Consider the following 13401-nt stretch of genomic DNA (forward strand, 5'->3'; position numbering starts at 1 on the left):
CGACCGCCGTCGCGATCTAACCACTACTTCAGGATCAAGGACCATCAAACCATGACATTGGGCGTTCACTCCGAAGCCGGCAAGCTGCGCACCGTGATGGTGTGCGCGCCGGGCCTCGCTCATCGGCGGCTCACGCCGGCCAACTGCGGCTCCTTGCTGTTCGACGACGTGCTGTGGGTCGACAAGGCGATCGAGGATCACCAGACCTTCGTGCGTGTGCTGCGCGAACGGGACGTGGAAGTGCTGGAATTCCAGCACCTGCTGGCCGAAGTCTGTCTCGATACCAACGCGCGAGACTGGATCCTCGATCGCCGCATCACCGAGGAGGAAGTCGGCACCGGCATGTTGCGGGAACTGAGGTTATGGCTCGAATCGATGCCGGCGCAGCGGCTTGCCGACGCACTGATCGGCGGCGTCGCCAAATCGGAGCTGCCGTTCGACGCGCGCGGCCTGTTCGGCGGTTATCTGGAGCGGTCCGACTTCGTGATTCCGCCGCTCGTGAACCTGATTTTTCAGCGCGATCCGAGCGCGTGGATCTACGGCGGCGTGACGTTGCATCCGATGTTCTGGCCGGCGCGGCGCAAGGAAACGCTGCTGCTCGCCGCGGTCTATGCTTTCCATCCGCGTTTTGCCGGCCAGGTTCGCACCTGGTGGGGCAATCCCGACGTCGACCACGGCACACAGACGCTCGAAGGCGGCGACGTGATGGCGATCGGTAACGGCGTGGTGCTGATCGGCATGGGCGAGCGTTCGAGCCCGCAAGCCGTGACGCAGGTGGCGCGCGCACTGTTTGCCGGACACGGCGCGAAGCGCGTGATCGCCTGCCAGTTGCCGAAGTCGCGCGCGTCGATGCATCTGGACACGGTGTTCTCGTTCCTCGACGCGGACTTCGTCAGCATTTATCCGGACGTGGCCGACGAGATCCGCTGCACGAGCCTGTACCCCGGCGACGCGCTCGGGCAGGTGCGCTACGAGCGCCATGACGGCCGGTTCCTGGAAGTCGTCGCCAACGCGCTCGGCGTCGGCTCGCTGCGCGTGCTGACGACGGGGGGCGACCGCTACGAGAGCGAACGCGAGCAATGGGACGACGGCAACAACGTGCTCGCGCTGGATCGCCGCGTCGTGCTCGCGTACGACCGCAACACCTACACGAATCGCAAGATGCGCCAGGCCGGCGTCGAAGTCATCGAGCTGCCGGGCGGCGAACTCGGCCGCGGGCGCGGCGGCAGCCATTGCCTCAGCTGCCCGGTGGCGCGCGATCCGATCGCGCTCTGACCGCACATTCGACCGCGCATTTTGCGCCGATATCGACAGACGGAATCTCACCATGTTCAACGTACACAACCGCAGCTACCTGACGCTGATCGACTATACGCCGCGCCAGATCCGCTATCTCCTCGACCTGTCCCGCGACCTGAAGCGGGCGAAATATGCGGGAACCGAGCAGCCGCGCCTGACCGGCAAGAACATCGCGCTGATCTTCGAGAAGACCTCCACGCGCACGCGCTGCGCGTTCGAGGTTGCCGCGCACGACCAGGGCGCGCACGTCACCTATATCGACCCGACCGGCTCGCAGATCGGCCACAAGGAATCGATGAAGGACACGGCGCGCGTGCTGGGCCGCATGTACGATGCGATCGAGTATCGCGGCTTCGGCCAGGCCATCGTCGAGGAACTCGCGCAGTATGCGGGCGTGCCGGTCTACAACGGGCTGACCGACGAATTCCATCCGACCCAGATGCTGGCCGACGTGCTGACCATGCACGAACACAGCGACAAGCCGCTGCACGAGATCGCGTATTGCTACATCGGCGACGCGCACAACAATACCGGCAATTCGCTGATGATCGTCGGCGCGAAGCTCGGCATGGACGTGCGCCTGTGCGCGCCGCGGCATCTGTGGCCGCATGACGAACTGATCGCGCAATGCCGCGAGATCGCCGCGAAAACCGGCGCGCGGCTCACGCTGACCGAGCAGCCTGCGGAGGCCGTGAAAGGCGCGGACTTCATTTATACGGACGTGTGGGTGTCGATGGGCGAGCCCGAGGAGGCCTGGGTCGAACGCATCCGCACGCTGCTGCCGTACCAGGTGAACGCCGCGCTCCTGGCGGCAGCCGGCAACCCGCGCGTGAAGTTCATGCATTGCCTGCCGGCGTTTCACGACGCTCATACGGTAGTGGGCAAGCAGCTCGCGGATCGCTTCGGCTTGACCGACGGCGTGGAGGTGACCGACGAGGTATTCGAGTCGGACGCGTCCATCGTCTTCGAGCAGGCCGAGAACCGGCTGCATACGATCAAGGCCGTGCTGGTCGCGACGCTGGCGAGCTAGGGGAGGGGAACCGATGCGTATCGTGGTCGCCCTGGGTGGCAACGCGCTGCTGCGCCGCGGCGAGGCGATGACCGCCGCCGCTCAGCAGGAAAACGTGAGACTGGCCGCCGCCCAGCTCGCGGGCATCGCGCACGGCAACGAACTCGTGATCGTGCACGGCAACGGCCCGCAGGTCGGCATGCTCGCGGCATTGTCCGGGCAGGCGCCGGTTGCCGAACGTTTCCCGCTCGACGTGCTCGACGCCGAGACCGAAGGCATGATCGGCTACCTGATCGAACTCGAATTGCGCAACCGGCTGTCTGCATCGCGCCCATGCGCGACGCTGCTGACGATGGTCGAGGTCAGTGCGTCCGATGCCGCCTTCGACCGGCCCGACAAGCCGGTCGGCCCGGTGCTGACGCAGGCGGCTGCGACCGAAGCGGCACGTTCGAATGGATGGACGATCGTCGCCGACGGCAGCGGCTATCGTCGTGCCGTGCCGAGCCCTCGACCGCTGCGCTTTCTGGAGATCGAACCGGTGCGCGCGCTGCTCGCGACCCGGACTATCGTGATCTGTGCGGGTGGAGGCGGCATTCCCGTCGTGAAAGCGAACGACGGTCGGCACCGGGGAATCGAGGCGGTGATCGACAAGGACCGCAGTGCGGCGCTCCTCGCGCGCGAGCTCGACGCAGACCTGTTCGTGATCGCAACCGACGTGGCGGGCGTTTACCTCGACTGGGGCACGCCCGACGCACGCATGGTCCGGCGCACGTCGCCGGAAGCGCTCGCGGCGCTGCAGTTCGCGGCCGGATCGATGGGGCCGAAGGTCGAAGCAGTCTGCGACTTTGCGCGGACAACCGGGCGACGCGCGGCAATCGGCGCGCTCTCGGATATCGCGCGGCTCGTCGACGACACGGCGGGCACGTCGGTTCTGGTCAGTCAGGCAAGCATGTTCGTGGAGCGTTGAGGCCACTCGCGACGCTGGTTGCCAACGTGCGGATTCGAGCAATGCCGATGACGGAGTGACGAATTGGCTCCGCGATTCCGTCAGGCGCGCATCGTGAAGATCTGACGCCCTGAACCGACTTCGAGCCGAATCACAATCGCGGCGTGATCGTCAGCATCGCGAAGGTCGCGATCGGCGCGCTGTTCGGCACGCCGTCGGGCCAGCTGCGGGTGCGCTGCCATGTCGACAGGCTCCTGATCAGCCGGCTGCCGGCCTCGCATCCGGCGCAGGCGCGCATGCCGGTGCGCGGCCTCCCGTCGAAGCCGACCCGACGTTCGTGCGGGTCCATCCCTGCGTGTCGCCGAAGATTCAGTTGTCCGCCCCGCATACCGAGCGGGCCGGCGTGCGCTCGAGCGCCCCGGCCCCGCCTGATGCCGGCGGCCCGGGGCGATAGCGACGCAGCGATCGGTGCGGGTTTCTTCGTCGCGGTTCCTGCGGCGCTCCGGCCTGTCCGGTTTCACGGTGAAAGCGTGCGATCCGTTGCTTGACCACGGTCGGCGCGAGCCGCCGGTTCGTTGCGCGACCGGCGCCGGTTGTCGGGCAGCGTGCGGTGATGTCCGTCGGTTGACGCACATCAACAAGGCAGTGCCGTGGCCATGGAAGATTGACGTACGAGTACGAAATCAAGTATTGCGAGCGCACCACACTGATGAACCGGCTCTCGCCATCAATCGGCGCAATCAACAGGAGCTGAACATGGGAATCTGGATGCAAATCGCTTACTTCGGCTTCGCCGGGTCGACTCAGTTGGAAGCGGAAGCGAGCATCCAGCTGATGCGCCTCGAGCAGTTCAGTCCGCAACTGGCCGGCTGCCATCTCGCGATCGAGGCCATGGGCGCGTCGACTCGCCAGCCGAGGTATGACGTACGACTCGATCTGATCACGCGCAACGGGGAACTCCGTCCCGTTCCGCATATGACGGGCACGGATCCCATGAACGCGTTGGAGCGGGCATTCGACCTCGCCGAGCGGCAACTCGGCACGAGCGCGGCCACTGGAACCCACGAAAACTCTCGCTGACACGTCCCGCGCATCGGGCGTGCTTCGCCATGGCCCGATGCACCGGCCCGCGGCGGTTTGCGGCGACTCGCCAGGCGTGTGTTGATCCGCCGCGTCGACGGAGCCGGCGCAGTCGGCAGCCTTGGTCCGATTAACTTTCCTCGTCGCCCGTGAATACCTCGTGTTCCGGCGTCTCCGCCGTATCGTCGACCCACTGCACCCGCCATGTGCCTGTCACTGGCGCCTGCATGGCGTCGCGCAGCCAGCGCGCGCAGCCGGCCTGGCCTTCGAACGGCCCGGACGATGCGTCGAGATCGAGATCGTCGAGCCAGCAGAGGGTGCCGGCGTTGTCGGGCCCCGTCATCAGGGTGGCGCTGCCTTCGCGGACGAGTGTCCCCCACGCGGGCAGGTCCATTCCGGCATGACCCTCGCGCGACCAGCGTCGCGTGGCCGTGTCGATCCAGAGAATGGCATAGGCCGACGGGTTGTCGCAGGCGAAAGTATCGAGATGCAGCGTGATCCGCACAATGGGCTCCGAATCGATGAAGGAGGGCGGTCGCCGTCACCGGCGGTCGCGGCTTTTACTGGCTCATGACCCGGCGAATCAGCGTATGCGCGTCCTCGGAGGACAGCGGGCCGCCGTGCTCGGCGGGCGGCGGCATCGCGGCGTCGCCCCGGTGCGCACGGCCGCCCGGTCTCGGTGTGTCATTGGAGCGGTAGTCGTCGCGCGCGTGTCCGGCAAGTAGTCCGACTCAGTCTATGCGTGGCCCCGAGCCGGCGCTTGATGCAGGTCAAATGCGGGAACGCGCTCGCCGACCGGTTCTTCGCGATCTGGCGCGCGGCCGGACTGGAATCGCCCGGGATGGAAAGTCAGGCAGGGTTTGGAGAACAGCCGCCGGGGAAGAATGCCGACTGCGGCTACGGCCGGTGAAAACCCTCGCGGACGGCGCTCGGGTACGCCAGCAGCCGCAAGCGCCAACCGCCGGCTGTCCGACTCGAAAGGGGCACGCATCCCGCCCGGATAGCGCGGCACGACATGCGCCGGCCGCTGTGCGGCCGTCATCGCATCGATACGCGCCGATGCCGGCCGGCGGGCGATTCGTTCGTGCACGCGTCGGCGGGGTAACGACGGGGCGTGCGGCCGCGGTTCGCGATCGGCCCGAGACCGTGGCCGCCTCCCGGCGAATACGCGCGGCTCACGGCATCGGGCTCCGGCTTCCCGGCGTCGCGGGCCAGCGCCAGTCGCGGATTTCCGGCAGGTCGTCGCCGTACCGGTCCACATGGCGGCGATGCTCGACCAGCCTGTCGCGCAGGTACTGCCTGAAAAGCGCGCCCGACTGCACGTGTTCGCCCGCATGATCGAGCACGGCCTCGCACAGATGGAACCGGTCGACCCGGTTGAGGACCGTCATGTCGAACGGCGTCGTGGTCGTTCCTTCCTCGATGAAACCGTGCACGTGGAAATTCGCGTGATTCGTGCGGCGATAGGTCAGCCGGTGAATCAGGGTGGGGTAGCTGTGATGCGCGAATATCACCGGCCGGTCGGTCGTGAACATCGCGTCGAAATCCGCGTCGCTCAGCCCGTGCGGATGAACGTCGGCGGGCTCCAGCGTCATCAGGTCGACGACGTTGACGACCCGGACGCGCAACGCCGGCAGATGGGTGCGCAGCAGGTCGACGGCCGCGAGCGTCTCGAGCGTCGGCACGTCGCCCGCGCAGGCCATCACGACATCCGGCTCGCCGTCGCTGCTCGCCCATTCCCAGATGCCCGCGCCGGTGCTGCAATGCCGGATCGCGGCATCCAGATCGAGCCATTGCGGCGCCGGCTGCTTGCCGGCGACGATCACGTTGATCCGGTTCCAGGTGCGCAGCGCGTGATCCGTGACGACCAGCAGCGTGTTCGCGTCGGGCGGCAGATAGACGCGCACCGTGTCGGCCTTCTTGTTGACCGCGAAATCGATGAAGCCCGGGTCCTGGTGGCTGAAGCCGTTGTGGTCCTGCCGCCAGACGTGCGATGTCAGCAGGTAGTTGAGCGACGGCAGCGGCCGCCGCCAGCGGATTTCCCGGCAGGCCTTCAGCCATTTCGCATGCTGGTTGAACATCGAATCGACGATATGAATGAACGCCTCGTAGCACGACATCAGCCCGTGTCGCCCGGTCAGCAGATAACCTTCGAGCCAGCCCTGGCAGGTGTGCTCGCTGAGCATCTCCATGACCCGGCCGTCGGGCGCGAGCTGGACGTCGTCCGGATCGGTCTCGGCCATCCAGGTGCGCGCGGTGACGTCGAACAGCGCCGACAAGCGGTTGGATTCCGTTTCGTCGGGGCCGAACACGCGAAACGTCCGGTCGGCCAGATTCGCGGACATCACGTCGCGCAGGAAGCCGCCCATCACGCGCGTGGCCTGCGCATCGACCTGCCCGGGCGCGGGCACCGCCACCGCGTGGCGGGTGAAATCCGGCATCCGCAACTCGCGCGCTTCGCCGCCGCCGTTCGCCACCGGATTCGCGCTCATCCTGCGCGATCCGGCCGGCGACAGTGACCGGATCGCCTCGCACGGACGCCCGTCCGCGTCGAACAGTTCGTCGGGGCGATAGCTGCTCAGCCAGGCTTCCAGCAATTGCAGGTGTCCCGGTTGTTTCAGGTCGGCGATCGGCACCTGATGCGACCGGAAGTGCCCCTCCGTTTTCAGGCCGTCGACGCGCTTCGGGCCGGTCCAGCCCTTGGGCGTGCGCAGCACGATCATCGGCCAGCGAGGGCGGTCGAGCTCGCGTCCGCCGCGCGCCCGGTTCTGGATGCCGCGAATGTCGTCCAGCGCGTCGTCGAGCGCGGCCGCCATGCGCTGGTGCATGGCCATCGGCTCGTCGCCCGAGACGAACAGCGGCCGATAGCCATAACCGGTCAGCAGGCTCTCCAGTTCGTCCTGTCCGATGCGGCTGAGGATCGACGGGCTGGCGATCTTGTAGCCGTTCAAATGCAGGATGGGCAGCACCGCGCCGTCCGATGCCGGATTGAGGAATTTGTTCGAGTGCCAGGCGGTGGCGAGCGGCCCGGTTTCCGCCTCGCCGTCGCCCACGACGCAGGCGACGATCAGCCCGGGATGATCGAACGCCGCGCCGAACGCATGCGACAGCGAGTAGCCCAGTTCGCCGCCTTCATGAATGGAGCCCGGCGTCTGCGGTGCGACGTGGCTCGGTACGCCGCCGGGGAAGCTGAACTGGCGGAACAGCGCCGCCATGCCCTCGGCGTTTTGCGGCACGTTCGGATAGGTGTCGCTGTACACCCCTTCGAGCCATGCGTTGGCAAGCACGCCGGGGCCGCCGTGGCCCGGCCCGGCGATGAACAGCATGTCCAGGTCGCGTGCGTTGATCACCCGGTTCAGATGCGCGTAGATGAAGTTCAGCCCCGGCGTCGTGCCCCAGTGACCGAGCAGACGAGGCTTGACGTGCGCGATCTGCAGCGGCTCGCGAAGGAGCGGATTGTCGAGCAGATAGATCTGCCCGACCGACAGATAGTTGGCGGCCCGCCACCACGCGTTCATGCGATGCAGCAGTGCGTCGGAAAGCGGGGCGGGGGAGGCCAGGTCGGCTTGGGTCATGCAACGCTCCTGAAAGCGGCCGTGCCGCATGGAAGACAGTGCGATTCGCGACGAATCGATCAGCATCCACCGTACGGTGAGTCGCGGCGCGGCGCTTGATCGTCATCAAGCCGGTGCAACGGCCGGCAGGCGAATTCGTCATACGGCTTGCCGATCTTGCCGATTTGGCAGGGCCCACGCCGGACATGTCCGCCGCTGCCCGACCGCGGCCGGCGGCGGGATCGTCGGTAACGCGAATAGCGGCTCCGCAACGTGGAAAACGATGCGCGCCGCCTTCGGCGCACGTAGCACAGTTGCGCAGTTGCGCAGTTCTCGAATCAACCGGGGAAGGCCGGCACCGTCCCCGGCAACGAACCGACGCACGAGCGCTTCGCCGCTTCTGCGGCGGCGCGCACCCGCTCCGCGTGCAACGCGGCCATTAGCGGCCGCCAGTATCCCGCTGACAGGAATCGATCGATCGGCACCTCCGCGTCGAAGGAAAGCGAGATCGCCGCTTCGTGCGCCGTCAACGGCTCGGCGTCGCGCCATTGCGCGTCCAGCACCGCCGGCCCCGCATCGGACGCGTCGCTTCCGGCCAGCCAGCGCCGCTTGACGCGTTCGGCCATGCAGGCCCGGCCGGCGCGGAAATCGAGGATGAACACCGGTACGCCAAGCGCCTCGGCAAGCGCGACGAAGCGCGCCCGGCGGGCGTGGGCCAGGAAGGTGGCGTCGACGATCGTCGGGTAGCCGGCCCGCAGTGTGGTCTCCGCGATCGCGCGCAGCCGATCGTATTGGGCGTCGATCGCGCGCGCCGCATAGGCGCCGTCGGACAATGCGCCGCGCTCGACGGGAGCGAGCGGATGCGTGCGTTTGCGCTCGCTGTCGCTCGACACGCGGACCGCGCCGATCAGATCGGCCAGCGCGCGGCTTGCGACGGATTTGCCGGAGCCGGACACGCCGTGGCATAGCAGCAGATACGGCGGCGGCCGGTCTGCGACGCGCGCGGCGAGCGCAATGTAACGTCCGGCCACGCGCAGGTCGTCGTCTTGTGCCGATGTGAGTCGCGGGCCGCCCGAACCGGCGCGCAGCACGGCCACCTGCGCGCGCACCAGCGCGCGATAGCCGACGTACAGCGACAGCGCCGCGAGGCCGGCGAAATCGCCGGTCGCCTCCAGCCAGCGATTGAGCAGGCGACGGGCGAGATCGGCGCGGCCGTGCGCGCACAGATCCATCACCAGGAACGCCAGGTCGTTGACGACGTCGATCCAGCGGAGTGCATCGCTGAATTCGATGCAGTCGAACATCAGCACGTCGGTGCCCCGGCGGACCAGATTGTCGAGATGCAGGTCGCCATGGCAGGCGCGCACGAAGCCGTCCGCGCGGCGCGCGTCGAGATGACGGGCGAGTGCCCTGCAGCTGTGTCGATAGCTGTCCCGCAGCGCGGCCGGCAGGGCCATCGGCCCGACCGCGAGCGACGCGAGCACGGCGTCGAGTTGCGCGTGCAGCAAGGCCGCGCTGCCGAACGCGGCGGACGGCACGTCCTTGCTGGCGCGCGCATGAAAGCTCGCGAGCCGGGCCGCGACGCGGTCGATATCAGCGTTCGTGAGCGCTCCCGCCGCAAGCAGGCGGGAAAACAGCGCTGCCTGGTCGAAACGGCGCATCTTCACCAGATAGTCGATGGCCGCCACCGCACGCGTATCGCAGCCGGCAAGCCGGCAACCGCGCCGCGTGCGTTCGAGCGGCATGACGCCCAGATAGAGTTCGCGCGCCAGCGGCCGGTTCAGGACCAGCTCGGCGGCGCAGCTGCGGCGCCGGGCGGCGAGGGGTCTGAAGTCGGCAAAGCCCAGGTCGAGCGGCTTGAGCCGCTTGTAGGCGAAACGTCCGGCCAGGTAGACCACCGACAGATGCGTCTCGATTCGTTCGATCCGGCCGGCAGGGTGCGGGTAGAAGGACGCGCGCCGCAGCGCCGCGTCGAGCCGCCGCGCATGACGGCGGGCGGCCCGCAACCGGTTCTGCTTTCGCAGCGGGCCCAAACGGCGGGGGAGCACGGCAAGCGACATGATTTCCGTGGGATTCGACAATGAATCGCGCATGAAGGGCGTCCGGCCGCCGGATGCGGCTGCCGCCCCGGTCCGGGCTCGCCGCCGTGTCCGCACGAGTCCGCGGACGGGCGCGCCGGCGCGGTTCCGGCGGGTTTCGCGCCTAGTCATCGCCGGCTCCGAACATGCGGGTCGCGTCGTCGTAGGTGTAGAGCCCCGACGCGCGGCCCCAGTCGATGACGGTTCGCAGCGTATCCGCGGCGTCCTGCCGGTTCAGGTGATCTTCCAGTTCGAGCTCGAAACGCTCGCGCGGCGCCCGGTGCCCGTCACGCTCGTCGAGGATTGCCCGGATGTGGCTGGCAAGCGGGACGAAATGCTCGAGATGCTCGCGCAACAGCCGCTTGCGGTCGGCCGCATGTCCCTGCGCATAGACCCGGCCGGCGGCGGTCAGCCGTATCGCTCCGTCGTGCAGTTCCGCGAACGCCAGCAGATGCAGCGCGGCGGCGGCGGGCAGCAGTTCGTTCACCTTGAGCAGCGGCCCGGCGATCTTCGACAGTTCGGTGTAGCCGTTGGTCGAGCCGGCGGCGAGCGTCTCGATGAAGCCGTCGATGCGGTGGCTCGACACCATCGGCAGCCGCTGCGTGAAATCGGGCAGCCCCTTGCGCTGCGCATCGAGCGATTCGACGAGCCGCGCGGTCAGGATCGCGTAGATTTCGTTGGCGAGCGCCTGGAACTGGCTGTCGAGACGCTGGCGCGGATGCGGCAGCGGAATCTCGAGCTCGGCGACGATCTGGCCGGGATGCGCGCCCAACACGAGCACGCGGTCGCACATCTGCACCGCTTCCTCGATGTTGTGCGTGACGAGCAATACCGCTTTGGTCGGCAACTGCCGCGCGGCCCAGAGATCCAGGAAATCCAGGCGCAGCGTGTCGGCGGTCAGCACGTCGAGCGCCGAGAACGGCTCGTCCATCAACAGCAGCGCCGGTTCGCCGACCAGCGCGCGCGCAAACCCGACGCGTTGCCGCATGCCGCCCGAGAGTTCGCGTGGAAATGCGGATTCGAAGCCGTCGAGACCGATCAGCTCGATGACCGACAACGCGCGCCGGCGAACGACGTCGCGCGGCAAGCCGCTCGCGTCCAGTCCCAGCTCGACGTTGTCCAGCACGGTCAGCCACGGGTAGAGCGCGAACGTCTGGAACACGACCCCGATCCCTTCCGCGGGGCCCGCGAGCGGCGCGCCGCGATAACGGACCTGGCCGGACGAGGGCTTGATGAGGCCGCCCGCGATGCGCAGCAGCGTGGATTTGCCGGACCCCGACCGCCCCAGCAAGCCAAGAATCTCGCCTTCGCGCAGCGTCAGGTCGACGCCGGCCAGTACCGGCAGCGGTGCGCCCGAGGGTTTGGCGAACGACATGCAGATATCGTGCAGTTCGATCACGGGCGGCGCTTCGCGAATTGCCGGCGCGGCGTCGGGCTGGATGGAAGCAGGCGTAAGTTCGGACATGGGCGGACTCAATCCAGTCGGGCGCGGCGTTCCGCATACACATAGAGCGGACGCCACAGCAGGCGGTTGGTGGCGATCACCAGGATCGACATCATCGTGATGCCGAGTGCGATGCGCAGGTAGTCGCCCGCAACGGTCATGTGTGCGATATAGGCGCCGAGCCCGCCTCCGTCGAGCGCGGTCGGCCCCCAGCTGACCGCTTCGGACACGATGCTGGCGTTCCACGCGCCACCCGATGCCGTGATCGCACCCGTGACGTAATACGGAAAAATGCCGGGGAGCACCACCTTGCGCCACCACGCATGCGGCCGCAGGCGCAGGCTCGCGGCGGCTTCCCGCAGATCGTTCGGCAGCGCGGTCGTGCCCGCGATCACGTTGAACAGGATGTACCACTGCGTGCCCAGGATCATGAGCGGGCTCAACCAGATCTTCGGCGCGAGGCCGAAGCGCACGATCAGGAACACCGCCATCGGAAACAGCAGGTTGGCGGGAAATGCCGCGAGAAACTGCGCAATCGGCTGCACGCGCTCCGTCAACCTTGGCCGCAGTCCGATCAGCACGCCGAGCGGCACCCAGACGATCGACGCGATCGCAATCAGCACGACGACCCGCGCCAAGGTCAGCATGCCGTCGTGCGCGACGACGGCGACATCGCTCCACATCAGGCGCGGCACGGCGACGCGCAGCAGGACCGAGACCAGCCAAGCGAGGCCGGCGGCGCACGAGGCCAGCCAGATCGCGTCGCCCGCGCGCCGGGACAAGGGCAGACGCGGCGTGAGCGCATGCCGCGGCAACGCGAGGCGCGCGTGCGCGGCCCGCTGCAGGATCGAGCCGAGCGGCGCGCTGGCCTGCCGAATCAGGCTGGAGCGCCGCAGCAGATCGAGCACCCAGCTGTGCGGCGCGCTTCGGCTGGCCGTCTGCTCGAAGCGGAACTTGTCGGCCCAGGCGACCATCGGCCGAAACAGCAACTGGTCGTAGAGCACGATGGCGACGGTCATCGCGAGAATCGCATAGCCGACCGCGTGGAGATCGCGCTGCTCGATCGCCCGCGCGACATACGAACCGACGCCCGGCAGCGCGATCTGCAGGTTGCCGACCGAAATCGCTTCGGAGGCAACCACGAAGAACCATCCGCCCGACATCGACATCATCGTGTTCCAGATCAGGCCGGGCATCGCGAACGGCACCTCGAGCCGCCAGAATCGTTGCCATGCCGACAGCCGCAGGCTGCGGCTCGCTTCGTCCAGATCGTGCGGCACCATCCGCAGCGACTGGTAGAAACTGAAAGCCATGTTCCATGCCTGGCTCGTGAAGATCGCGAAAATCGCCGCCAGTTCGGCGCCGAGCAGATTGCCGGGAAACAGCGACACGAAAAACACCACCGTAAACGACAGGTAACCGAGAATCGGCACCGATTGCAGGACGTCGAGCAGCGGAATCAGCACCATCTCCGCGCGGCGGCTCTTCGCGGCGAGCGTCGCGTAGGTGAAGGTGAAACACAGCGACGCGAACAGCGCGGCCAGCATGCGCATCACCGTGCGCAGCGTGTATCCCGGCAATGCGTCGGGCGCGAGCGTGACGCTCGCGTGCTGCGCGATCGCGAGAGGGCCGACCATCTGCCGCGCGCCGGCGCCGACGAGCACCACCAGGCCGAGCACCAGCAGCACGGCAAGCGGGTCGCGCCAGTCGGGCGCGCGCGGGTGCCAGTGTCCGCCGTGCAGGATGTCCGCATGGTGCTCCAAAGTGGGTCCCCCCGTTCGGTTTCGTCACATCGTCGGCCACGCTGGCCGGCGGGCCGTTGACATGGGTCAAGCATGGCCTGAGCCGCTCGGGACGGGCGACGGCGCGGGGGGCCGGATCGGGTTCATGCGAGTGGGTCAGGTATCGCCCGGGCGGGCGCGATCCGGCCGGTTGAACGCGCAGCGCCCGGGCCATGCGCCGCTGCGGCGAATCCGCCCGGTCCGGGACCA

10 protein-coding genes and 1 pseudogene are annotated in these 13401 nt (G+C 67.9%); 4 read left to right on the forward strand and 7 right to left on the reverse strand.

Annotated features, from left to right (window positions below):
* Positions 1-51: 51 nt before the first annotated feature.
* Genes MRS60_RS09065 through MRS60_RS09075 form a run of 3 tightly spaced genes read left to right on the forward strand, consistent with a single transcriptional unit; the run spans position 52 to position 3275 of the window.
* Positions 52-1275, forward strand: coding sequence for an arginine deiminase (locus MRS60_RS09065; protein WP_243564568.1), 1224 nt, complete (start codon positions 52-54; stop codon positions 1273-1275).
* 52 nt (positions 1276-1327) lie between these two features.
* Positions 1328-2329: an ornithine carbamoyltransferase gene (locus MRS60_RS09070; RefSeq protein WP_034184252.1), complete on the forward strand. Its 1002-nt coding sequence runs from the start codon at positions 1328-1330 to the stop codon at positions 2327-2329.
* Between the two features lie 13 nt (positions 2330-2342).
* The gene (locus MRS60_RS09075; protein ID WP_105390109.1) at positions 2343-3275 is read left to right on the forward strand and encodes a carbamate kinase; all 933 of its coding nucleotides are present in this window, start codon (positions 2343-2345) and stop codon (positions 3273-3275) included.
* 130 nt (positions 3276-3405) lie between these two features.
* On the opposite strand, the gene MRS60_RS35150 is transcribed toward MRS60_RS09075, so the two are convergent.
* Positions 3406-3603: a hypothetical protein gene (locus MRS60_RS35150; protein ID WP_243564569.1), complete on the reverse strand. Its 198-nt coding sequence runs from the start codon at positions 3601-3603 to the stop codon at positions 3406-3408.
* 419 nt (positions 3604-4022) lie between these two features.
* Here MRS60_RS35150 and MRS60_RS09085 point away from each other — a divergent pair, with 419 nt between their 5' ends.
* A complete protein-coding gene (locus tag MRS60_RS09085) occupies positions 4023-4334 on the forward strand; it encodes a hypothetical protein (RefSeq protein WP_034184301.1) in 312 nt (103 codons plus the stop codon).
* 130 nt (positions 4335-4464) lie between these two features.
* Here the strand turns inward: MRS60_RS09085 and MRS60_RS09090 are convergent, their stop codons facing one another.
* The 6 genes and pseudogenes from MRS60_RS09090 to MRS60_RS09115 form a co-directional block, all read right to left on the reverse strand.
* Positions 4465-4839 carry a DUF3564 family protein gene (locus tag MRS60_RS09090; RefSeq protein WP_243564570.1) on the reverse strand — a complete coding sequence of 125 codons (375 nt, stop codon included), beginning with the start codon at positions 4837-4839 and terminating at the stop codon, positions 4465-4467.
* Between the two features lie 55 nt (positions 4840-4894).
* A pseudogene (locus tag MRS60_RS09095) lies at positions 4895-5011 on the reverse strand (cytochrome C); the annotation flags it as partial.
* Positions 5012-5509: 498 nt separating this feature from the next.
* Entirely contained in the window at positions 5510-7909 is a 2400-nt protein-coding gene (locus tag MRS60_RS09100; protein WP_034184302.1) for a phosphoketolase family protein, read from the reverse strand.
* A gap of 317 nt (positions 7910-8226) precedes the next feature.
* Positions 8227-9948 carry a bifunctional aminoglycoside phosphotransferase/ATP-binding protein gene (locus MRS60_RS09105; protein ID WP_243565614.1) on the reverse strand — a complete coding sequence of 574 codons (1722 nt, stop codon included), beginning with the start codon at positions 9946-9948 and terminating at the stop codon, positions 8227-8229.
* Between the two features lie 142 nt (positions 9949-10090).
* A complete protein-coding gene (locus MRS60_RS09110; RefSeq protein WP_051983827.1) occupies positions 10091-11431 on the reverse strand; it encodes an ABC transporter ATP-binding protein in 1341 nt (446 codons plus the stop codon).
* A gap of 8 nt (positions 11432-11439) precedes the next feature.
* Positions 11440-13173, reverse strand: a complete 1734-nt coding sequence (locus MRS60_RS09115) for an ABC transporter permease (RefSeq protein ID WP_034184256.1) — start codon at positions 13171-13173, stop codon at positions 11440-11442.
* Positions 13174-13401 lie beyond the last annotated feature (228 nt).

The sequence above is a fragment of the Burkholderia pyrrocinia genome, assembly GCF_022809715.1.
GTDB lineage: Bacteria > Pseudomonadota > Gammaproteobacteria > Burkholderiales > Burkholderiaceae > Burkholderia > Burkholderia pyrrocinia_C.

What these genes read in the sequence shown, in the direction of transcription:
- MRS60_RS09065 (WP_243564568.1), top strand. Translation starts at nt 52, where the DNA reads ATGACATTGGGCGTTCACTCCGAAGCCGGCAAGCTGCGCACCGTGATG.
- MRS60_RS09070 (WP_034184252.1), top strand. Translation starts at nt 1,328, where the DNA reads ATGTTCAACGTACACAACCGCAGCTACCTGACGCTGATCGACTATACG.
- MRS60_RS09075 (WP_105390109.1), top strand. Translation starts at nt 2,343, where the DNA reads ATGCGTATCGTGGTCGCCCTGGGTGGCAACGCGCTGCTGCGCCGCGGC.
- MRS60_RS35150 (WP_243564569.1), bottom strand. Translation starts at nt 3,603, where the DNA reads ATGGACCCGCACGAACGTCGGGTCGGCTTCGACGGGAGGCCGCGCACC.
- MRS60_RS09085 (WP_034184301.1), top strand. Translation starts at nt 4,023, where the DNA reads ATGCAAATCGCTTACTTCGGCTTCGCCGGGTCGACTCAGTTGGAAGCG.
- MRS60_RS09100 (WP_034184302.1), bottom strand. Translation starts at nt 7,909, where the DNA reads ATGACCCAAGCCGACCTGGCCTCCCCCGCCCCGCTTTCCGACGCACTG.
- MRS60_RS09105 (WP_243565614.1), bottom strand. Translation starts at nt 9,948, where the DNA reads ATGTCGCTTGCCGTGCTCCCCCGCCGTTTGGGCCCGCTGCGAAAGCAG.
- MRS60_RS09110 (WP_051983827.1), bottom strand. Translation starts at nt 11,431, where the DNA reads ATGTCCGAACTTACGCCTGCTTCCATCCAGCCCGACGCCGCGCCGGCA.